The following is a 22964-nucleotide window of genomic DNA, read 5'->3' as shown; positions in this document are numbered from 1 at the left end:
GGCACCTGGCCGGCTGCGGCGTTGCTCGTCGGTCACAGCCCCAAAACGGGGATGCTCCCTCCTGGCGCCTTGCATCCGGCCAGGCGGCGCTCCCGCCAAAACCGGAAGTTATTTTTGCACAGACCCTAAAGTCCACGGCCCGAAGCAACGGTTCATGGGAAGCGATCCTGGTGCAGACGGTTGTTTCGCGTGGTTTCCGGCTCATAACTCCGCCGATTTCAACTCGATCTTCCCCCAGTACCCGAATTCCCAGGCCCAATCATTGGCGCAGTTCTCCAGGCGCACCAGCGTTCTTTGCCCGGCGTACGGCGACAAGTCCACCTGGATTTGTTTCCAGCGTTCGCCGCTTCGTCCGATGATTTCCTTCTTCAGCAACTTGCCATCCGCCAGCACGCGCAACTCCCAATCGCCCCGCTCGTGCGACGCGGCTTCTACGGTGAGCACCGTTCGCTTTCCGCCGGGCACTTCGATCGCGCGCTCCAATGCCGCGCCGGTGTCGTGATTGAACGGGTGGGTCATCAGGACATTCTTATGTCCGGCATATTCCGCGAGCTTCGCGGGCGCCCCTTCGATGTCCGGACAGATCACGCGCCACTGCGGATTCCACAACGCCACCGATTCCCCGTCGCGCGGCGGTTCAATCGCCGAAGTGGTGCGCTCGTCCCCGATCAACTGCTTGCGCAGGTCGGGCGTCAGGGGCCGGTTGTCTTCCGGCGGATTCAGAAAGAACCAGATCAAATTCTGGAAATCGGCGTCGGGCATTTGCTCCAATCCTTCCGGCATGACCGACACTTCGCTGACGCGCATGGAGGCAATGTTTGACTTGGCGATGACTTCTTCTTTGGGTCCTTGCGCCAGCAAGCGGATGCGGGTCTCCGTGTCCTCCACCAGCCGCCCGCTCACCGTGCGGCCATCTTTGGTTTCCACCTCCACGTTTTCGTACCCTTTTCCGATGATTTGATTGGGATCGATGATGTTGGCGAGCAGGGCGTCCAACGTCGATCGCCCGACGCCGGTCAAATCGGGTCCCACGTCTGCGCCTTCGTTGTGGAGTTTGTGGCAGGTGAAGCATGTTTTCCGCGCGATCTCGCGTCCCGCATTCACGTCGGCCTCCCCATGAATGACGATGCGTTTCTTGGCCGCGATGAGTTTCAATTTGTCCGCATCGGTGTCGCGCACGCGGCCGATAATTTTCTGGGCGCGGTTGCGAGCATAATCGTCGCGCGAATTCACCAGCGAACGCACCACGGTCACCGGCAGGTCGCTCGGAGAAACTGTCTTGCTCTCCAACGCCGTGATGAAGGCGCGCGTCCAATTGCCGCGCGAAGTCAGGACTTCGGCTGCGACACGCTGTGTCGCGGGCGAAAACGCTTTCCAGCGGCGCATGATTTCCTCGGGCAGCGAGTCGCCGCCGATTTCGCCCAAGGCCCGCAGCGTTTCCTGCGCGAGCCGTTCAGCCGAAGTTTGCCCCAGCAACCTCACCAGCGCCTCGCGCACGGCGTCGGTCTTTTGCTGTTTCACCGATTGCAAGGCTTGAAGCCTTTGTTCGAGGCTGGCCTGCGAATTCTCGACCAACTTCAACGTCGCGCTCAACGCCGCGGCGTCGCCCCACAACGTGCCAAGCTGGCGGGCGCGCGACGCGACGTCCGGACTGGCGCTTTTGCTGAGCCGGGCCACAAAGGCTCCCGGCGGCCTGGATGGCACAAGCGCCTTGCCTTTCTGTCCTTCGATCAATCCGTCCAACGCGGCCACGGCCAGGGCGGAGGCGCTTTCCGGAATCGCTTGCACGAATTCCACGGCGGCGTCGAGTTTCGCCGAGTCTTGCGTGTCGCACAACCGGCGCATCAACTTGCGCGTGAGTTCGCCGCTGAGCGGCATGGAGTCCGGACCATTCTCGATCAACCAATCCAGGGCGGGTTGAGGATCACGAGCGGCCAAAGGTTCGGCCGCCATCCAGATCATGAATGGCAACACCGGATCCGCGCTCGAATCGGAATATCGGACCAGCGTGGCGAGAATCGGGCCGGTATCGGCGTCGGTGAGCGCCGCGGGAACTGGCGTGTTCACCGTGAGCGAACCGGAAATGAATTGGCGCGCCGCCGTGGCCACGCCCAGGCGCACAGAGTTGTCGGGATCCTCCGCTAAGGCCTGAAGCCTTGTAAGCGCGCGCTCCGAAGCTTCGCGACGTTCACCGGTCAAGCGCGCGACCCACGTGCGAATGGCTGCTTCTTTGTCCGTCGTTAGACTATCGAGCGTGGCGTCGTCCAGCAGGCCGGACGAGTGGAGCGTCCAGAGGGCGGCCAGGCGCGCCTCAAGCGTTCGGCCTTCGCGGAGCAAATTCTGCAACGGCGCTTTCGTCCGAGCGTCGCGCCGTTCATTCAAGATTCGTTGCGCTGTGCGCCGATGCCAGACGTTGCGGTGGGCGAGCGTGGAAACCAATTCGTCGCTGCTCAGTTTGGCCAGATTCAAGTTCGCGGGTCGAGGCGGCACCGGTTTCCCCGGTTGTTCGCCCACATAAACGACGCGCCAGATGCGGCCGTGCTCGCGATCGACGCCTTCGGGATCCGCGTTCGCGTTCTGGTAACACGGGTATTTGTCATACCAATCCATGATCCAGAGCGCGCCGTCGGGGCCGACCTGTGTGCTGACCGGGCGGAACCATCCGTCGTTCGCGCGGACAAAATCCCGGATGAACGACGCTTTGAAGCTCGATCCGTTCGGTGTCAGGCGGTCCTGATGAACCGCGCTGTCGTGAATGTTCCCCATGAATGCCGTGCCCAGATACTCGGCCGGATACTGGTCGCCCTGGTAAATCTGGACGCCGGCGTACGCCGCGCGAAAATGTTTGTGGTCCACGATGGAGGGTAGAAGTTGGTAAGCGTACGGATGCGGCGGCGTGCCCGCTTGCCGCGCGTAAATGCCGCCGGGCGCCATGTGGAACATGTGATCGATCACGCACGCGGTCACAAAGGCATTGCCCGCGCGATCGAAATCCACGCCCCACGGATTGCTCGTGCCTTCGGCAAACACTTCGAATTTCTTCGTGCGCGGGTGAAGGCGCGCCACCGCTGCCGTCATGATCACCGCCGGCTCGCCTGGCTGGTCTGGGTCTTTGACTTTCGAGTGGGTGAAAACCCCGTGCGTCATGTAAAGCCATCCGTCCGGTCCCCAGGTGAAACTGTTGAGCAACTCGTGGCGGTCCTCCAGGCCGAAGCCGGTCATCAGCACTGTCTTCTTGTCCGCAACGTCGTCGCCGTTGGTGTCTTCGAGGAAAAGCAAGTGGGGCGCCTGGCCGACATACACGCCGCCGTTGCCCACGAGCACGCCGGTCGCCAGATTCAGTCCATCGGCGAAGACAGTGACCTTGTCCGCGCGTCCGTCGCCGTCGGTGTCTTCGAGCACTTTGACATTGTCGCGAGGTTTCTTTCCCGCCGGGGCGCCGAGCGGATATTCATAAAGCTCGACGACCCAGAGACGGCCGCGTTCGTCCCAGGTCATCGCGACCGGATTCACCACGTCGGGCTCAGCAGCAAAAATCCGAATTTCAAAGCCGGGCGGCAATGCGAACTTCTTCTGAGCTTCGGCGGGAGGCAAGGCGGGCGTTTGCGTCGGCGTGTAAACGCCGGTCAACTGGCGTCCTGCGGCAAACACCGGTGGGCCTACAACGGAGAGACAAAGACAACCGAGAGCGAAGCGGAGGACAGAGTTCATGAGATGGATTAAAGGAAATCGGACTTGGGTTGGTCAATGATATCCTCACCCACGCCAAAATTCTGCCCATGAACAGTCGGTTCGTATAATCGTAATCCTAATCTTACTCTTACTCGAAAAGCTGCTTGTCTCTGAATGATTAGGATTAGGATTAGGATTAGGATTAGGAGCAGGAGAACTCCACAAGCCTAATTCAATCGCGGTGCGGACTCGCCCTACCATGGTCACGTCACTCGATTCTTAGCCACACCGTCTTCAGATAAGCCGGCTCTTTCCGGCTGACGGGAAAATCCGTGGGTTGAGGCGCGTAATGCTCGTGCGCGATCCGGCGGCCCGAAATCGCCATCGTTTCTTTGATTGTTTCCAGAAAAGCTTCCGGAGGCCAACGGGCCGAATTTGTCGAAACGAAGAGAATCCCTTCCCGTTTCAGGATCGGAAGGCATTCGCGGACGAGCCGGCCCAAATGCTTCTCCACCTGGAACACCCCGAATGGTTTCGACTGGGAAAAAGTCGGCGGGTCCAACACCACAAGGTCAAACATCCGGTTTTTTCTTTTCAAACGGCGCAACCATTCAACGGCGTCCCCGTAAATGAACTCGTGTTCCTCGGGCTGAAGTCCGTTCAAAAGAAAATTGCGCCGCCCCCATTCCAGATATTTTTTTGACAAATCGAGGCTGGTGACGCGCGCGCCGCTTTGGGCCGCGCACACGGAAAAGCCGCACGTATAAGCGAAGGTGTTCAGGACTTCCGGACGCCGAAGGGCCGAAGCGCAACAGGGAAATCCGCATCCGACGTGGCGCGTCAGGAACCGGCGCCGGTTCTCCCGTTGATCCAGGAACAGGCCCACGGAATAACCTTCGCCGAAGCGAATTTCGTACTGCACGCCGTTTTCCCGAACCGCAAACGCTTCCGGCGCCGCTTCGCCCGCAATCAGTCGTGGGCCGCTTTCGTCCGTCGTGGCCTGGCGAACGCGGCGAAGCAGGGCTTTGTGGTAAACACCGCGCAGCGACCATTGGCGCATCCATTCATCCAGCCGCTCGTGCTGCGCGGCGGAAAGCGGCTCTTCGGATTGAGAAAGCAGATAATCCCCGAACCGGTCCACGTACCACGCCGCCCGGCCGTCCGAGGCTCCGTGAAGCAGGCGATACGCGTTGGTTGTTCGCGGATCGATGAGCGCGGAGCGCAGGCCGAGCCGAACATCATCACTGAAATCCGCTTCCACCCGAAAAGTCATCGGAGCCGAAGTGACCGGATGCTTAAGCGTCAGTGCTTCGCTGTGCAGGAAAAGGCGTGCCGCCGGGGATCCGCCGTAAAGCGTGTCGCCCAGGATCGGGAATCCCTGATCCGCGGCGTGAACGCGGATCTGATGCGTGCGGCCCGTGACTGGATCGGCTTCGAGGAACGTATGATCTTCACGCGCGATCCGCAGGCGAAACCGCGTTTCGGCTCGGTCTTTCTCCAGGCCGCCGGGGCGGCTGACATATCTTTCGCCCGCTCGGACCAATCTGGACACGACCGTGGCTGAGCGCGATTTCACAGGTTTGTCTGTGGCCAGGATGTATTCTTTCCGGACCTGGCGCTCGGCGAATTGCCGGGTCAAGGATCGGCTGGCCATCGGTGTCTTCGAGAAAACGAGCACGCCGGAGGTCTCCTTGTCGAGTCGATGCACAATGGCCAGGTCAGCCCAGCGCGGCTCCCGGTGGCGAAGCCAATCATAGATGCCTTCTCCAGCGTAAGGTGCCGGAGCGTGCGTGTTCAGCCCGGCCGGCTTGTTCACCACGAGGAGATGTTCGTCCTCGAAAAGGACGCAAGGGATCGAGGCGTTCACGCTCAGAGAAGCATTGGGAGTCCCGGAAGACATTTACGCTTTAGCGCGTGTTTTGAAAATGAGTGGAACGGGCTAGCAGCCCGTTTTCGGCGGCAACTTGCCGCCGAACATTGCGGCAGGCCCGCCGCAAAAGGCCAGTGGCCTGGTATGTGTTTAGCGTGCCTTTCGCCGTAGCGCAGAGTTGCACTCTGCCGTATCGCCGATTTGCAATCGGCAGCGCTTCGGCGAGTTCCAAAGCCCTGGAACCTGTCGAGCCCCTGCGGAATGCCATTCCGCGATACGGCAGATTGAAAATCTGCGCTACACTAAACAGATACGTGGCCTGTTCCACCCAAAAGGCATTTTCAAAACGCGCTTTCAACGCTTCAACGACTTCGCTACTGGCGTTCACCAAAAATTCCAGGCTCCTTTCCAGATTACCCACAGGCCGAGCAGAAAGTTTGTTACGGCGTGCGCGGTCATCGCGTCCCCCAGCCGTTGTTTCCAAATCACTAATCCCTGGTAAACCGCCGCGCAGAGGATTGCGGGCAACCACTCGAAATGGACGAACCCAAAGATCGCCGCCGTGACCAGAAACGGCGTCCAACCAAAATGGCCCAACGGAACGCCCTGGAAGCCCGGATTGACGATGTAACGATAGAGAAAGGACCGGTAGAAAACTTCCTCCAGCGGCGGCACAACAAGGGAAGATCCGAGCACACGCACCCATATGAAGAACCATGCCCCGCCGCTTTGCGCACCGAAATGTTCGTGCGGGTTCCAGACTTTGGCCGTGCTTCCGAACTTCGGGTAAAGCCCCTCCAGTCCAACCCAAAGTCCAAACACCACGACACCGGCTGCGACGCCTTCCCAGGAGAACTTCCATCGCATCTCACTGACCCAGGGCCGGACCAGCCAGATCAACCAGGCGCCGAGCAAGGTTTTCACGAGGTATAGCCAGTACCGAGACCCTTCGCCCAAGAATCCCTGAGCGGAAGTCAACGCCGCGAAGGCCACAAAGGGAACGACGCGCGCCAGCAGGGGGGATTTTTCAAGCCGGCCAATGAGATGGTGCATGTGTGTTGTGCGCGCCGCACGTGCTCACGTAGCCCAGATTCGCAATCCGAGCAAGGACTTGTTGGACTCAGCGCCCTCCGGCAATCCTCTCTGCTCCCTACACGCAACTCTTCCGTTTAGAATCCCAACGGGATTCCGACGCCGTCCACAGATTCGTGTAAGGAGCCGAGAGGACTGGCGCACTCCAGTTAGCCTTGGCGCAGCCGAGTTGTATGGCCTGCGAAGAAAATTTGGGGCGGCTTCTGGTCCATATATTCGCGTTCTTGCAGCCCAAGCCTTTCGCCCGATGGCAGATAAAGTCGTAAATCTGGTCTCCAGCGAGAAAGACAGTTTCATTGTCTGTCGCAACAGCAAAGGGATGCCCGTAAGAGGCTCCCTCATGCACTTCACCAATCAAGCCACGGTTTTCGAGGTCTATAACCCGTTCAGCATCCTCCAGCTCAGCGAAGTCCTGAATGACTTCCGGATCGTCATTGGCGAACGCACGCTCTATGCCGGCCGGGGCGTGGTCAGCAGCCTGGTGAACACCGGGATCATGCTGGTGTGTGAGGCGACGCTGGTCGATGCCTGGAATGACGTGGACATCCTTTCTTTGATCAAGGATACCACCCTGTTTCGCGACGAAATCAAACGGTTCGTCGGCGATTACCGAGATGATCAACATGATCCTCGAACGCCAATACGAAGGCCGGACCCTCTTCGCCAAGACAGTCAACAAACTGTTGCTGGACACGGCGCCCGCCGAAGCCCACCGGAACCGCATCGCCATGCTGAAAAGGCTCCTGGAACAAGAATCCGAGCGCGCGCGAACCGCCGGACAACCGCTGGAAGTGCTCAACATCGGCTGCGGCCCGGCCAAGGAAGTGCGCGATTTCATGGCGGCGTCGCGCGACGCGGATTTGTGCCGGATGACCTTGATGGATTTCGGCAAGGACGCCCTGGAATTTGCGCAGCGAAGGGCCATCGACGAGAAAGCGCGGACCGGTTCCAAGATTCAGTTGGAGTTCATCGAAAAATCGATCGACGACCTCCTCCGGGAATCCATGGCGCGAACACGTGTCGCGCAAGCGGCAGCCAAACGCTACGATTTTGTCTATTGCGCGGGGTTGTTCGATTATTTCACGGACTCGGTTTGCCGCCGGCTCATCGCACTCTTCTACGAATGGCTGGCGCCGGGCGGACTCTTGAGCGTCACGAATATCCATCCGAGCAACCCGCAGCGGCATTTGATGGAGTATCTGCTGGAATGGAACGTCTTTCATCGGACGGAGAAAGAACTGGAGAGCTTAGCCCCTGAAGGAGAAAGAGAGATGATCGCCGACCGAACGGGCGTCAATATCTTCTTGAATATCAGAAAAACGCGCTGAATCCGTCATGACGCAAGGGCCACATTCTGGTTCTTCACTGTTTGCAGTGAGGCGGCCCATGCTCCCTTTCCATGAACCGCTCCTCCGGACCGTGGCCTTTAGGCCGCTTCAATGCTCGACTGCGGAGAGTGCGCGGGAGCAGCCTGAAGGCTGCGGTCCGCACAATCTCAGGTTCATGGGGAGAGAGCGTGGTGATCGGACCAAGGAAGCTTCCCATGACAGGCTCAACTGAACAGCCGGATGTTTCTTTCCAGGAGGCTTACAGGTCCTATCTTGCGGACCTCTGGGTGCGGCGGACGCGAACTCTGTGCATCATTGCCCTGGCGGCAATCCCTTCCGGCGTGGTGCTGGATTGGGTTATTTATGGAGAGCGCTACCTGCCGGCGTTCATCGCGATTCGTGCCGTCACTGAACTGCTTTTGGGAATTCTGCTCTGGTTCCTGCAGAAGCCCGCGGCGCGAAGCCATCATAAGCTGCTCGGTTTCGTCTGGATGGCACTGCCCATCGCCCATCTCTCTCTCATGATCGGCATGGCGGACGGCATTGAGTCGCCGTATTACATCGCCCACATTTTGGTGGTCATGGGCGCCTGTCTCATGCTCCCGTGGACCTTCAAGGAATGCGTCGGAGGTTGCCTCATGACCTGGACCCTGTACGGGGCTGCTTGTCTTGCGAGTTGGGCCGCCTTTGGACATTCAGACCGGACTGACTGGGTCCAGCGCGCGGTTTCGAATGGTTTCTTCATGATGATCTTTCCCATCATTGGCCTGGCGGGCAGCTACGCGTCGGAAGGATTTCGGTTTCGCGAGTTCCGGTTGCGCTTCGACCTGGATCAAAAGAAAAAGGAACTCAAGACGTCCTACGAAAAACTCGCGGAACTGGACCGCGCCAAAAGCCAGTTTTTCGCCAACATCTCTCACGAACTGCGCACGCCGCTGACGTTGATCGTCTCGCCGCTGGACCAACTCCGGAACGCGCCGGAGATTCAGTCCAATGCCAGGGCGCGTGAAGTGCTCGACATCATGTTCGGCAACGCCAATCGGCTCCTGGTGCTCATCAACGACCTGCTCGATTTGGTGAAACTAGAGGACGCCAAACTGGAGTTGCACCGCAAGCCGGTCGATCTGAAAGAACTGCTGCCCGGCCTCGTGGATTCCATGCGCGGCGCCGCCGAACGCGCGAATCTCCGGTTGGAAACGCTCCTCGACGAGCCATCCTCGCTCGTCGTGTCCGCGGACAAAGACCGCATGGAAAAGGTGTTCATCAATCTTCTGTTCAACGCGATCAAATTTACGCCGGCCGGCGGAACGGTCCGAGTGTCCGGGCGGCAGGAGAATGGCCACGTGGTCGTGGACGTCACGGACACCGGCATCGGCATTGGCGAGGATAAGCTGGATCAAGTCTTCAGCCGGTTCTGGCAGGAAGACGGTTCGTCCACTCGAACGCGCCAGGGCACCGGCATTGGCCTGGCGCTGGTCAAGGAGCTGGTCCAACTCCACAACGGCACTGTGACCGTGCAAAGCCAGAAAGGCGTCGGATCGACTTTTACCGTTCGTCTCCCGCACTGCGCCGAACGGCCTGAGGCAGCCACAACGGGCGATTCCGAAGACGCGTGGCTTGCCGAGATGCTCCACAAAGCCCAGCGCCACCAGGAAGCACTCGCGCCGCCGCCCACCCCCACTCCTCAGAAGAGCACGCCCGCGAGCAGAGATCCGCACAAACACACCTTGCTCCTGGTGGAGGACGAGCCCGCGATGCAGCGTTTCTTGTCCCTCGAACTCCAGGACACCTACAACGTCATCATCGCTTCGGACGGCCAGGAGGGCTACGAACTGGCCCAGTCGCATCAGCCCCGGCTCATCCTCACCGACATGATGCTTCCGAAACTGGATGGCATCACGCTCTGCCGGAAGTTGAAAGCGTCTCCGACACTGCAGCCGTCTCGCATTGTGATCTTGACGGCTCGGGCCGAAGACCGCACCAAATTGAACGCGTTGGAGGCCGGCGCGGACGACTTCCTGATCAAACCCTTCAGCACGGTGGAACTGAAAACCCGGCTGGCCAATCTCCTCTTGACCGCCCAACTCGAACGGGAATTGCACGCCCAGAATCAAGTCCTGGAATCGACTCTCAAACAGTTGCGCGCCGCCGAGGCCCAGCTCATCCAGACCGAGCGCCTCTCCGCGCTCGGCACGCTTTCCGCCGGGATCATGCACGAGATCAACAATCCGATTATCTTCATGATCACGGCGGTTCATTTCCTCAAGTCCACCGTCGCAGGCGCGTCGAGCGACGCCCAAGACACCATCAACGACATCGAGGGCGGCTTGAAGCGCATCCGCGACATTATCGCGGATTTGAAAAGCTTCGCTTACGGCGGGACCAACACGGCCAGGACGGAATGCGATCCGCAGAAGATCGTCCGCACGGCCCGGCGCATCCTGGCGCACGAAATCCGCGAGGACGTCCAGATCGAAGAAATCGTCAGCGCCGAGGCGCGATTATTCGGCAACGAAAACCAATTGGTGCAACTCCTGGTCAATCTCATTCAAAACGCCTTGCAAGCCACCGCGGGCAATCCGTCCGAAAACAAACCGCGTCAGATCCAGATTCGGGCGCAGCCGGACGCGAGGCATTTCGTGCTGGCCGTGCGGGACAACGGAACGGGAATCGCCCAAGAGAATTTGTCGAAAGTGTTCGATCCGTTCTTCACGACCAAGCCTGTGGGTGAAGGCATGGGCCTGGGCCTCAGCATCAGCCACACGATCGTGAACCAACACCAGGGCGAAATCTCCGTGAAAAGCGAGCCGGGCGAGTTTACCGAGTTCATCATTCGGCTTCCTCCGACCGCGGGATGACTCTCTGCCGTGCAAACTGTCAGAACCAATCAAACCGGGTAGGGACAGATTCCACTCCGTCCCTGATGTTATTCCGAGATCGTAAGAACATTCATTCCAGGGACGCGGTGGAACGCGTCCTTACCCGTTCATGGGCTGTGCGCACGGCTTCTTGGCCATGAAAGCTTCCCATGAACCCGACGGTAGGGCGAGCCTGTCCCCAGCGAGCCGCTTCCCACGTGTTCCCAATACGTCGGACTTGGCTCACCGGGACGGACTCGCCCTACCCTCTGCGTGCTCCGGTTGAGAAATTCAACGCCGCTCTACTGCTTGCTCACCCGTTGCGCCAATTCGGAGATGGTGCTTTGGGCGATTTCCTGGACGGAGATGGAGATGCTGAAATGCAGCTCCATCTCGTGCCGGATTTGCACGGCCATGATCGAATCCAGTCCCATCGCGCTCAAACGCCGTCCGGTGTCCAATCGGTCCGGGCTCGTCTTCAAGACTTCACTCACGATCTGCTTGAGCTTGGCTTCAACGGCTTCTTCGCCTCGTCCGCCGCGCTTGCGAGGCGCGCTTTCGCCGGAGCCATTCCTGAGTTCTTCCGAACTGACTGATCCCGATTGCTTCGATTTCCTCGGAGCGACGTGCGCGAGAAAAGGCGTGGCCGAAGCCCGGACATTGGCTTCGAAATACTTCGGCCAATCCACCGACATCATCGCGATCTGTGGTCGCTCCTGGCTCAAGGCAAATTCCAAGGCTTCCAGAGCCGACTCCGGTTTCATTGGGAACACGCCCTGGGCGGAAAGACGTTCGCCACGGCTCTCCCGCTCCGCCATGCCGGTCTTGTCCCACGAACCCCAGTTGATGCTGACGGCGGAAATCCCGGTCTGGCGAAGCGCCCCGGCCAGGCCGTCGAGAAATGCGTTGGCGGCGGTGTAAGCGGCGCTCTCCTTCGACCCCAGCAGCGGCGAACGTCCAAGCAACAGAAGCTTGCGCGCTCCGTTTTCCACCAGCCACCGCGCGACCTTGAGTCCAATGCCGCCCAGTCCGCCCGTGATCAAATACGTTCCTCCAACCGAAACCGGCAACGGCGCCCGCGGTCTTGCAGGAATTTCGACGCGCGCCAGACGCAAGACCTACCGCGTCTCCGCGCGAAGCGCGATTTGGTCGTCTGCGCCGCAGGAAAGAATCGCGTCCAGCAACGCCTGGGCTTCGCCGCTCGGTTCCAGCGGATCGAGATCAACCAGGCCTCCCCACAACATCGGGAGTTCAACTGCCAAACTCCTCCCCAATCCCCACAGGAGCGACTGCGCCGACGCAACCGCGAGGTTCTCCTGGCCCGTGACGCGCTGTGAGCCGCGCGTGACCAGCCAGAGACGTGGCTGAGTTTTGCATCCCTTGGTTTGGTGAATGAGGCTTTGCGCGGCGCGCGCGACCCATGCGCAAGCGCGCGTTTGCGCGTGGGCGAGCGACTCCGCCGTCAAGTTGGCGGAGACTCCAAGTCCCCACAGATAGATCAAGCCGCGGAAATGAGTCTCGACCTCCGACAGGTTTGCCTCCTCAAAAAGGCGGGCCAGGTTCTGCGCAGAAGGATCGAGCCGCCACGTTTCTGAACTTAACTTCTGGAAGCCTTCACCTGAAAAACATAAAAGCACCCGATCGCCGCGTTTTGCGAGAAGTTGGGCGAGTGATTTCCCAACACCGCCTTCGTCGGCGAGGATCAGCCACGTTCCGGGCTGCCGCGTCCGGCTCTCCTCGTACGCGGTAGGGCAGACCTGCAGGTCTGCCCTACCATCCGCCGGTTCGTGGTCACCTTCGGACGACGAGTTGCCTGGCGCGGCCAGCTCCCATCGCCCTTCATAAACGAGGTTCCGGATGGTCCAGTCTTGAAGGCGCATTGATGGCGCGGGCGTTGGTGCCGGGATTGGTTTCGGTATTTGCGCCGGAGCGGCGCGCGCGACGATCACGCTTTGACCGAATTTCTCACCCGTCGTGCGCGCCTCCGGAAAAACGGCGGCATGGGGAAAGTGGTCTCGCAAGACCTCGAGCCAGGCGCTGCTCGTCAGGAGCGGTTGGTCCGGGCGCAGTTCGTAATCCTCGAATCGCTGCCAGCCTTCCAGCAGCGAAAACGAAACGTCCAGCCACGTCTGTTGTTGTGTGGCTTCCCAAAGCAAAAGAAATCCGCCTGGCGCCAGGAGTTTCCTCACGTTGGCCAGCGTCTGCCGGAGTTGACGCGTGGCATGAAGGACGTTCGCCGCCACAATCACGTCGAAGCTTTGCAGATCGAAACCCTGCTGCGCCGGATCGTCCTCGATGTTCAGCACCTGATACGTGACGAAGGGAAACGCGCTGAATTTTTCCCGCGCGTGCTGGAGAAAACCGGGACCGAGGTCCGTGAACACATATGTGGTTCGCCCGGCGGGCAAGATCGGCAACAGATACTGCGTGGTCGCTCCGGTGCCGGCGCCGATTTCGAGCATTCGAATTGGACGCGCCGGATCCAGGGAGGCGACAATCGTGCCGGCGATTTCCTTGAGGATTCCGTTGCAGTACTGCGCGAGCGTGGAAACGGAATAAATCTTCTCCATGGTCTCGCTCGACCCCTTTTCAAACACGAGGCTCAGGAGATCCACCGCGCCGGTCAGAACTTCCGGCAAATTCTGCGAGCAATGTCTCACCAACTGAGGCAGGAAAAGCTCATTCTTCCAACGTTTCCCAACCTCGTCCCATAAGTCGGTCAAGTTGGGCGGGGCGTCGACACTCGCGTCGGACAACTTCTTCAACCATCCCGCGACGGCTTTTCGATGGCGGCTGAGAATGGGGGATTGGTTGATGCGTTCCTTGAAACGCACGTCCCCAGAGCCGGATGGAATCCCCCTCACCCGTCCTGCGGACACCCTCTCCCCCACTGGGGGAGAGGGAAGGGGGTGAGGGGGAATCGTTCAGGAAGATCTGATCGTCCTCTTGAGGACTTCGCAAAAACGCTCCGGCATCCGCCGAGATTATGCCCAGCTTGCGCAGCGCTCGAATCAGGTACCCCTCCGCCAGCCGGTTGAGCACCGCGAACTTCTCCGCCTCCACTTCGAAACTCGATTCGGCAAAGCCCGCCGCGGCTCGTTGGCGTCCTGTTTCCAGGATCTGAGGCCAAACCGTGTCCGGAGCCGCGGGTTCCGCTGGAACTTCCCGCCGCCGTTCCACCCAATAGCTTTGCCGCTGGAACGGGTAGGTCGGCAGGCTGACAATTCTCCGCGCATAACCGCGATCCAATTCCCGCCAGTCAATCCTCGCGCCGCGCGTGTAAAACTGAGCCAGAGTCGGCAAGACCACTTGCCAGTCGTCCTCGCCGTTTTTCAGGGAGGCGAGCCACGCAGAATGTAGGGCAGGCTTCCAGCCTGCCACTTCCTGAGGCATCTTTCCTCGCGTATGACATGGCAAGGATGCACTGTCAACCGGCAGACAGGATGTCTGCCCTACATTCTTGGACAGGCTCTCGGCACAACGCCGGGCCATGGCCAGGAGACTTGGGTTCGGTCCGCATTCCAGAAAATCCGTGAAGCCCGCCTTGAGGAACGTGGAGATTCCTTTGGCAAATTCGACCGGCCTGCGGATGTGTTGAGTCCAGTAGTCGGCATCCGGAGTGTGGTCGGCCGCGAGCCATTCGCCCGTGAGATTCGAGACCAGGGGAATACGCGGCGGATGGTAATGAACTTTCCGCGACACCGCCTGGAATTCTTCGAGCACCGGTTCCACGAGCGGCGAGTGAAAGGCGTGAGAAACCGCGAGGCGTTGATGCCGGACCTTCCGTGCCGAAAAATCCTGGAGAATTCGGTCTACCGCCTTTCCGTCGCCGGAGATCACGGTCAATTCCGGCCCGTTGACCGCGGCAATTGAAACCAACTCGCTCGACCCGGCCAGGGTTTGTTCGACGTCTTTCGCCGCGGCAAACAGCATCACCATTTGTCCCGTTCGAGGCAGCGCGTCCATCAAACGCGCCCGCGTCGCGATCAGCTTCAGCCCGGCTTCCAGATCGAAGACTCCTGCCAGACACGCCGCCACGTACTCGCCGACACTGTGTCCGAGCACGGCATCCGGGACCAGGCCCCAGGATTGCCACATCCGGGCGAGGGCGTATTCCAACGAGAAGAGAGCCGGCTGCGCATACCGGGTTTCATCCAACGGCGAGCCCTGGCCGGCCGTGGGATAAAGCACGGACAAAAGGGGCTGATCGAGGAGCGGGCGCAGAATCTCGTCGCAACGGTCCAGGGTCTCGCGAAACGCGGGGTGGGTTTCGTAAAGTTGCCGGCCCATGACCGGGTATTGCGAACCCTGGCCCGTGAACAGGAAGGCAACTTTCGGCCGGCTTCGTCCGTCAACGCGGCCTTGGTGCATGCCGCCAGTCTTTAGGCCCTCGCAAAACGCCGCGAGCAACTCGCGAGCCTGCGCGCCAGAATCCGCCACCAACGCGAGGCGATGCTCGAAATGCGCGCGCCCCGCGTTGGCCGTGAAACAAATATCCGGAAAAGCGCTTCCTTCAGGTTCCCCTCCCGGGAGGGGTGAAGGGGTGGGTTCGTCGAAAGCCTCCTTGGCTTGATTACCATGCTCTTGTCCCATGAACCCGGTAGGGCGAGTCCGTCCCGGCGAGCCGCTCGACGTGTCTGGAACACGTCCGACTCGGCTCGCTGGGGACAGGCTCGCCCTACCGTCAGGTTGATGGGAAGGACTACTGAGAAATCGCCCCATCTCGCTGGCCAGGCGGCGCAGTTCTTCCGGACTCTTCGCCGACAACGCGAGCACATGCAGCGGCCGTTCCGCCGGCGGTGGGGGCGGCTCGGTCGGCGGCGCTGCTTCCAGAATCAAATGAGCGTTCGTTCCGCCAAAGCCGAATGAACTCACGCCCGCAAGCCGTCGTCCGCCGGGCCAGTCCGTGGTTTGCGTGGGAATCACAAACGGCGTCTCCGCCAGACGGATGTGCGGATTGATGGATTGGAAATGGAGATTTCGCGGAATCTCTTTGTGCCGGAGCGCGAGCACGGCTTTCACAAAGCCCGCCACGCCCGCCGCGGACTCCAGGTGGCCGATGTTGGTCTTCACCGATCCCAGCCAACACTTCTGCGTCTCCGAGCGATCCGGTCCGAGCACGTGACTCAGCGCTTCAACTTCCTGAGGATCGCCCAGCGAGGTGCCCGTGCCGTGGCATTCCACGAAACTGATTTCGCGTGGGTGGACGCCCGCTTGCGCCAGCGCCGCTCGAATCACCGCTTCCTGCGCCGGTCCATTGGGCGCGGTCAAACCGTTGCTCCTGCCATCCTGATTGATCGCCGAGCCGCGCACCAAGGCCCAGATGCTGTCGCCGTCCCGCTGGGCGTCGGACAAACGTTTCAACACGATCACGCCGCAGCCTTCCCCGCGCACGTAGCCGTCCGCGCGGCTGTCGAACGTTTTGCACCGGCCATCCGATGCCATCATGCGCGCGTGCGACAACGCGATTGTGATTTCCGGACTGAGAATGAGGTTCACGCCGCCGGCCAGTGCAAGACTGGATTCGCCGCGCCGCAAACTTTCGCAAGCCTGATGAATCGCCACCAGGGAGGAAGAGCATGCCGTGTCCACCGCAACGCTGGGGCCGCGCAGGTCGAAGAAGTAAGAGATTCGATTGGCAGCGATGCTGTGCGACAGGCCCGTTCCCGCATACGCGTCAATGGCGCCGGTCTCCTTCAGTTGAAGAAGCGAGTAATCGAAACTGCTGAGGCCCACGAACACGCCCGCGTTTGAACCGGCAAGTTGTGTCGAGGGAACGCCGGCATTTTCGAGCGCTTCCCAGCTCACTTCCAGGAGCAGGCGCTGCTGCGGGTCCATCTGGATCGCTTCCCGAGGGGAAATCTCAAAGAAATCGGGGGCGAATCGGTCGATATCGCGAAGGAACCCTTCCCATTTCGTGGTCATCTTGCCGGGAGTTCCCGGCTGCGGATCGAACAGCGATCGGCTGGCCCGGGAGAATCTCCGACGCGGGCATTTTGAGAACTTCAGCCAGGCGAGAAACCAACCAACGCTCCAGCAATCTGGCCTGCCCGCCCGCGTGGGGCGAGGCTCCTGCCGAGCCTTCCATCGCAATGTTCGATTGAATCTGGCTCGTGAAGCCGCTCGCCCCACCGGAGTTCACTGAAGCATTACTTGGCGCTTCCGCTTTCCATTGCCATTCCGGCTCGAAGCTGCCTTCCAGAAACATCTCGCGCGCTTGGCGCCGTTGGATTTTGCCGCTGGAGGTTTTCGGCACGGTGTGCGGTTTGACGAGCAGAATGGAATGAACCTGGATTCCGTGCTCCTCAGCGATTGCTTCGCGGATCGCCGTTCCAACTTCCGCCAGATTTGCTTTGTGGTGGCGAATGAGCTCCTGCGCCAGGACGAGCCGTTCTTCGCCATCTACCTCGACAGAGAAGGCGGCGCCTGCATCGGCCTGCAAGGCGCGATGGGCCTTCTGCGCGCTCAATTCAATATCTTGCGGGTAGTGGTTGCCGCCTCGGATAATGATCAGGTCTTTCAACCGACCGGTGATGAACAGTTCATCCTCGTCCACGAATCCCAGATCGCCTGTGCGGAGAAACGGCCCTTCGCCTGTGTCCGCAATTCGCGCACGGAAGGTCTCTTCGGTTTCCTGGGGCTTCCGCCAGTAGCCGCGCGCCACGCTCGGACTGGACAACCAGATTTCGCCGACTTCGCCGGGACCGCAGCGGCGGAGCGTGTCCGGATTGACAATGGCAATCTGCTGGTCGCGCGCCCCCTGCCCGCAGCCGATGGCCTGGCAAGTCAAGGCGTTTGCTGGAGAGAATTCTTCGGAAGATTTCGTGGATTGAAGTTCCGAACCACCCTTCGCTTCCCCTTCAGGCACCCTCTCCCCTCCGAGGGGAGAGGGAAGGGGTGAGGGGTCCACCGGAGATTTCAAAACTTGTGAGGAGGCTTCGACGATACGATGCGTCTCGAACGCGGCCTTATCAAGCGTTTTGACACAATAAAGCTTCGGCCCGGCAAAAATGGAGACGCCGAGCGTGGCTTCGGCCAGGCCGTAGGCCGGTTTAAGGAATTCGGCGCGAAAGCCGCACGAGGTAAAAGCCGCCGCAAATCGTTCCAGGGTTTCCAGCCGCACCGGCTCCGCCGCATTGAGAGCCATCGTCCAGCAGGACAAGTCAAGCTGGCGTTTCTCTTCGTCGGAAATCTTCTGCGCGCAGAGTTCATAGGCGAAGTTCGGGGCAATGGCGGTGCTGGCGCGATGCCGGGACAGGGCGTGCAACCAGCGAAAAGGCCGCTGCAAGAAGGACGCCGGCGCCATCAACACGCATGGGAACCCGCCGTACAGGGCCTGCAGGATCGAATAGATCAGCCCCATGTCGTGTAAGAACGGCAGCCACGAAACGATTTTCGTGTGGCCGCGTCCGTCGCACAGGAACGACAGATTGTGCATCAGGTTGCCATGGCTGACCATCACCCCCTTCGGAGTGCTGGTGGATCCGGAGGTGTATTGCAGGAAAGCGAGCGTTTCCGGAGTCACCTCTCCGGGGTGCCAATCCGCCGCGGCGTCGTCCGCAATTTCATCTGTGGCCAGCCAGAGCATGTCCTCAAGTCCGGGCACGACGCCGAACAATTCGCGCGAGCGCGCGAATACCATCGAACTGGTCAGACAAAAGCTGGCTTGCGCATCCGACGCGATCGTTTGAATGCGCGGCACGTTCCGCGGATTCCGCGGGGGATACGCGGGCACGGCGACGATTCCAGCGTAGAGGCATCCGAAAAACGCCGCGATAAATTCCAGCCCGGGATGATACAACAGCAGCGCGCGGGCACCGGGAGGCTCGACCGCTTGAAGCTTCGCCGCGATGGCGCGCGCGTTTCGATCCAATTCCTCGTAGCTCAAGGCGAATTCCTCCGCCTCGCCATCGGCCAGGAATATGTAGAGCGGTTCGTGGGATTGAGTGACGGCGCGCGACCGGAGCAAATGCACCAGCGTCGAAGGTCTGCCAGGGTCATTCATGGAGACAACAGACTGTGCACTGTAGATTCGTTACCACCGTGATGATAGGTCTTTCAATAACTGAAACTGGACCCTGCGCACACTGAGAAAATTGCTGGGGGCGCATCCCCGAAAGAGGACACCGCAGTGCAGACTTGAAGTCCAGTTTCCAATTGCGGATTTCGATCCCGAAACTAAAGTGCGCCTAACATTCATCCAAACAAAGCCTATGTACTTTGGAGCCGACTACTACCCCGAACACTGGGTCTATCCCTACGCCGGCACGCCGGAGAATCCCGAATCCCGTTGGGAGCAGGATGCCCAATTGATGTTCGCCGCCGGCATCAACGTCGTTCGCATGGGAGAATTCTCCTGGGGACTCTGCGAGTCCAAAGAAGGACAGTACGACTTGGCCTGGCTCAAACGCGCCATGGACGTCATGGCCAGGGCCGGGATCAAGGTCGTGCTCGGCACGCCTTCGGCCGCTCCCCCGATCTGGCTCTCGAAAAAGCATCCGGAAATCCTCCCCATCGACGAACGCGGTTTGCGGCGTCACGCCGGCACCCGGCGCGCCTACTGCATGAACAGCGACATCTACTGGGATTACAGCAAACGCATCGTCCGCGCCATGGCGAACGCGTTGGGGGATCACCCGCAGCTCATCGCCTGGCAGATCGACAACGGCATCGGCGGCCATGACACCGAATCTTCGTTCAACGAAGAATCGCGCCGGGATTGGATCGCCTGGCTCAAAGCCAAATACGAGACGATCGACCGACTGAATGACCTGATGGGAACCCGCTTCTGGGGCCAAATTGTGGCCGATTGGAATGAAGTCCCGATGCCCATGCGCGCGCCCACCGTGCACAATCCCGCTCTGGTCACGGACTGGCGGCGATTCGCCAGCGACACCTGCGCCGCTTTCGTCAGAATGCAGGCGGACTTGCTCCACGAACTGACCCCCAAGATTCCCGTCACCACCAATCTTCGCGGCCTGGATCGGCGGTTCGACCACTTCGACATGGCGGCGGCAGTCGATTTCGTCTCGTTTGTCAGCAACGCGGCGGTCAAAGCGAGGTCGGCCGAGAACGCCTGCGAAATCGACATGCTCCGTTCGCTGAAAAAAACGGACGTGCGCACGCCCGACGGCGATTCGGGATTTTGGGTCATCGAGCAAAAAGCCGCGCAGGTCAACTGGCAGGATGTCAATTCGTTGGTCCGCCCCGGCGTCGTCCGGCTGTTCACCTACCAGATGATTTCGCGCGGCGCCGGTGGCATCCTCTACTTCTTCTGGCGGCAGCCGCGCATTGGTTCGGAGAAATTCTACGGCGGCGTCCTGAGCCACGACGGCCAGTCCCGCAGCCGCGCCTACAAGGAAATCAGCCAGATCGGCGAGGAACTCAAACGTCTGGCGCCGGTTCTGAAGGGCAGCCGCGTGGTGGCCGAGGCGTGCATTCTCTACAGCCACGACAACGAATGGCTGCTTCAGGAGCCGATGCAGCCGAACAAACATTTCGCGCTCCGCGACCATATCCAGCTTTTCTACAACGCCCTGCACGACCGGAATATCCCGGTCGATTTCGCCCGGCCGACCGAAGATTTGTCCCGCTACAAACTCGTCATCGCGCCGTCGCTGCACTTGTTGGCCGGAGGCGAAGCGGACCTGCTGAAGCTCTACGTCCAGAATGGCGGCACCCTCGTGGCGACCTTCAATACCGGGTTGGTCGATGAACATTGCATCGCGCCGGACACCGGGTATCCGCACGACCTGACGGATTTGTTCGGCATGGAGGTCATGGAGTTTGATCCGATCCCGCCCGGCGAGGACAACCATTTGAATTTCAAAGGCGCCTTCCCGACCAGCCACCTGCATCCCGCGCGCCTGTGGTGCGATTTGATCGAGCCGCGCGATTGCCAGATTCTTGCCACCTACGCGAAGGACTTTTACGCCGGCCGCCCCGCGATGACGATGCATACCTTTGGACTCGGCGCCGCGGTTTACCTCGGCACGATGAGCCACCAGCCGTTCTATCAGGATTTGATCGTGTGGCTCCGGCAGATGTGCAACCTTTCCCCGCTCCTGAAAGTGCCGGAAAGCATCGAGGCCAGCCTGCGGCAGAAGGACGACACGCGGCTTTACTTCCTGCTCAACCACCAGCACAGCCCCGTGCGCATCCAACTGGTCAAACCGATGCACGACTTCCTCACCGGCAAAACGCTCACCGGCAACATCGATCTCCCCGCGCATGGGGTGCTCGTGCTGGATGAGCACCATGCCACTGAAGAGTAGGGCAGGCTTCCAGCCTGCCCCTGGAGTTTGGGCATTTGCATAAGTCTTTGGCCTTCCTTTGTCGGAATAGGCCCAAACTCCAGGGCAAGTTTGGAAGCAGACCTCAGGCAGGCAGGATGCCTGCCTTACTTTCCGACACGATGGCGCCAGTCGAAATCACTTGAGGACGCGGAGGATTTCATGACACTGGACGCGAGAGGCACAGATGCCAAGAACTCGAAACCGAAACCCCGCCCCGAAATCTCGGGCGAACACACAGCATTCGCCCGCGGCCACCGACCCCCAGAAGCCATGCCGCAGCGCGCTCGCAGAATGGCGCGGGATCGACCTGGTGGATTTGGAGAAGACTCAAGCGCCCAGCGCAAAGCCCATCCACAGCATCATGCCCGAGGTCCTGAAGTCCATGGGACTGGAGCGCCGCCGAACCGAGGCGGAAATCTTGCGCGTTTGGAATCACCTGATCGATCCCACCATCGTGGCTCACGCCCAGCCCACCGGCCTTCGCAAGGGCACCCTCTTCGTCACCGTCGATCACAGCGTCTGGCTGAGCGAAATCGTCCGGTACCGGCGCAAGGAAATTCTGGAACGGCTGCAACACAGCTTCGGCCGCGATTTGATCGCCAAGATTTCGTTCCGTGTGGGGTAGCTTTCTTGGGCGAAAGACAGAGCCCACGAAACACACAAAACACACGAAAGAACGCTGAGTTGAGGTTGGCGAGCTGAACTTCTCCCGTCTGCTTCCTGCGTTCTTCCGTGTGGCTGGTGTGTTTCCTGGGCCATCTCCAATGTTCCAAATCCACAAGGGAAGAGGGCCGAGTCTCTGAGCTTGCCGTCTTGGCCATGGAAGAGTCCGCCACGTTCATCAACCTGCAAAAAAGAAGAGTCCGCCGGGAAGGCGGACTCTTGCGAGAACGGAACCGACTCGTGCCAGGATTACTTGCCGCCCTGGGTCTTGGGCACCGAAACGGTCACCGTCTTGGTGCTGGCGTTGCCGGCGGCATCTTTGGCTTCGACCGTGATGGTGTAAACACGGCCGTTGCCCTTGCCGCCGCGCTCGGCGCGGAGGTTGAGCGTGAGGGGGCCGGTGATTTCGATGTCGCCCGCGGTGTCGCCATCGCCCAGGCCGTTGTCAGGCTCGTTGCTCGTGGCGCTGATGATTTGGAGCGAGGCCACGCCGACGGCATCGGACGCAACCGCGGTCAACGTGATCGGAACCATCTTGTGATTCGGCGGCCACAGCGTCGCGCTCGACGGAGCGAGGCTGGAGATCACAGGCACCGTGGTGTCGCGGACATTGATGAGGATGCTCCCCGAAGCGGTGTTGCCGGCGGCGTCCGTGGCGGACAAGGACACCGACGACAATCCGATCCCGAACGTGCTGCCCGAAGCCGGACTCGCGTTCACAGGCACATTGCCGCTGACTGTGTCGGTCGCAATGGCGACAAACGTGACCACAGCCCCAGTCGGGCTGGTTGCTTCAGCGGTCTTGGTCGCATCCGCGGAAATAACTGGCGGCGTCGTATCACGCACGGTGACCGCGAAGGAAGCGTTCGCGCTGTTGCCGGCAGCATCGGTGGCCGTGAGGCTGACGGTGGTTGTCCCAAGCGGGAAGGTGCTCCCGGAAGCCGGGCTCGCGACGACGCTCACCGGGCCGTCAACGTTGTCGGCGGCCATCGCGGTGAAGTTCACCGCTGCGCCGGCCGCGCTGGTGGCTTCGGCGGTGATGTTCGCCGGGACGGTGATGAGGGCGGCGTGGTGTCCGCCACGGGAGGGGGGGCGCCGTTCGGCCCGTTACGCAGCATCCACGTTCCGGAGCCACCGGTACCGACCACGACATCGAGCGTGCCGGGTCCGCTGCGGGTCAGATCGC

The 22964-nt window shown here is 60.5% G+C and carries 13 protein-coding genes and 1 pseudogene; 4 read left to right on the top strand and 10 right to left on the bottom strand.

Annotation, left to right across the window (positions count from 1 at the left end):
- Positions 1 to 201 precede the first annotated feature (201 nt).
- The 5 genes from FJ398_12380 to FJ398_12360 form a co-directional block, all read right to left on the bottom strand.
- The gene (locus tag FJ398_12380; protein MBM3838735.1) at positions 202 to 3711 is read right to left on the bottom strand and encodes a dehydrogenase; all 3510 of its coding nucleotides are present in this window, start codon (positions 3709 to 3711) and stop codon (positions 202 to 204) included.
- Between the two features lie 229 nt (positions 3712 to 3940).
- A complete protein-coding gene (locus FJ398_12375) occupies positions 3941 to 5572 on the bottom strand; it encodes a hypothetical protein (GenBank protein ID MBM3838734.1) in 1632 nt (543 codons plus the stop codon).
- A 7-nt stretch (positions 5573 to 5579) separates the two neighbouring features.
- Complete coding sequence (locus tag FJ398_12370; GenBank protein ID MBM3838733.1) at positions 5580 to 5963, bottom strand: hypothetical protein; 384 nt, start codon at positions 5961 to 5963, stop codon at positions 5580 to 5582.
- A complete protein-coding gene (locus tag FJ398_12365; protein MBM3838732.1) occupies positions 5927 to 6595 on the bottom strand; it encodes a CAAX prenyl protease-related protein in 669 nt (222 codons plus the stop codon). The genes FJ398_12370 and FJ398_12365 overlap by 37 nt, the downstream gene beginning before the upstream one ends.
- 97 nt (positions 6596 to 6692) lie before the next feature.
- A complete protein-coding gene (locus FJ398_12360; protein MBM3838731.1) occupies positions 6693 to 7259 on the bottom strand; it encodes a hypothetical protein in 567 nt (188 codons plus the stop codon).
- Here FJ398_12360 and FJ398_12355 point away from each other — a divergent pair.
- The gene (locus FJ398_12355; GenBank protein ID MBM3838730.1) at positions 7249 to 7962 is read left to right on the top strand and encodes a class I SAM-dependent methyltransferase; all 714 of its coding nucleotides are present in this window, start codon (positions 7249 to 7251) and stop codon (positions 7960 to 7962) included. The two genes, FJ398_12360 and FJ398_12355, sit on opposite strands and share 11 nt — an antisense overlap.
- Before the next feature lie 71 nt (positions 7963 to 8033).
- Positions 8034 to 10820, top strand: coding sequence for a response regulator (locus FJ398_12350; GenBank protein MBM3838729.1), 2787 nt, complete (start codon positions 8034 to 8036; stop codon positions 10818 to 10820).
- Positions 10821 to 11122: 302 nt separating this feature from the next.
- Here the strand turns inward: FJ398_12350 and FJ398_12345 are convergent, their stop codons facing one another.
- The 4 genes and pseudogenes from FJ398_12345 to FJ398_12330 all read right to left on the bottom strand — a co-directional run bounded on the left by FJ398_12345 (position 11123) and on the right by FJ398_12330 (position 18825).
- Positions 11123 to 11935, bottom strand: coding sequence for a KR domain-containing protein (locus tag FJ398_12345; protein ID MBM3838728.1), 813 nt, complete (start codon positions 11933 to 11935; stop codon positions 11123 to 11125).
- Positions 11936 to 11938: 3 nt separating this feature from the next.
- The gene (locus tag FJ398_12340) at positions 11939 to 13480 is read right to left on the bottom strand and encodes a methyltransferase (GenBank protein ID MBM3838727.1); all 1542 of its coding nucleotides are present in this window, start codon (positions 13478 to 13480) and stop codon (positions 11939 to 11941) included.
- A 2035-nt stretch (positions 13481 to 15515) separates the two neighbouring features.
- A pseudogene (locus tag FJ398_12335) lies at positions 15516 to 16778 on the bottom strand (polyketide synthase).
- Positions 16684 to 18825 (bottom strand): fatty acyl-AMP ligase, encoded by a 2142-nt coding sequence (locus tag FJ398_12330; GenBank protein MBM3838726.1) that lies wholly within the window; start codon positions 18823 to 18825, stop codon positions 16684 to 16686. The pseudogene FJ398_12335 and the gene FJ398_12330 overlap by 95 nt, the downstream one beginning before the upstream one ends.
- Before the next feature lie 208 nt (positions 18826 to 19033).
- On the opposite strand from FJ398_12330, the gene FJ398_12325 reads away from it, so the two are divergent.
- Positions 19034 to 21094 (top strand): beta-galactosidase, encoded by a 2061-nt coding sequence (locus FJ398_12325; GenBank protein ID MBM3838725.1) that lies wholly within the window; start codon positions 19034 to 19036, stop codon positions 21092 to 21094.
- A 205-nt stretch (positions 21095 to 21299) separates the two neighbouring features.
- The gene (locus FJ398_12320; GenBank protein MBM3838724.1) at positions 21300 to 21740 is read left to right on the top strand and encodes a DUF721 domain-containing protein; all 441 of its coding nucleotides are present in this window, start codon (positions 21300 to 21302) and stop codon (positions 21738 to 21740) included.
- A gap of 287 nt (positions 21741 to 22027) precedes the next feature.
- On the opposite strand, the gene FJ398_12315 is transcribed toward FJ398_12320, so the two are convergent.
- The gene (locus tag FJ398_12315) at positions 22028 to 22768 is read right to left on the bottom strand and encodes an HYR domain-containing protein (GenBank protein ID MBM3838723.1); all 741 of its coding nucleotides are present in this window, start codon (positions 22766 to 22768) and stop codon (positions 22028 to 22030) included.
- Between the last annotated feature and the right edge of the window lie 196 nt (positions 22769 to 22964).

The organism is Verrucomicrobiota bacterium (genome assembly GCA_016871535.1).
Taxonomy (GTDB): Bacteria; Verrucomicrobiota; Verrucomicrobiia; order Limisphaerales; family SIBE01; genus VHCZ01.
The sequence above is the reverse complement of the archived record's forward strand: the minus strand, read 5'-3'. Positions and strand labels throughout refer to the sequence as shown.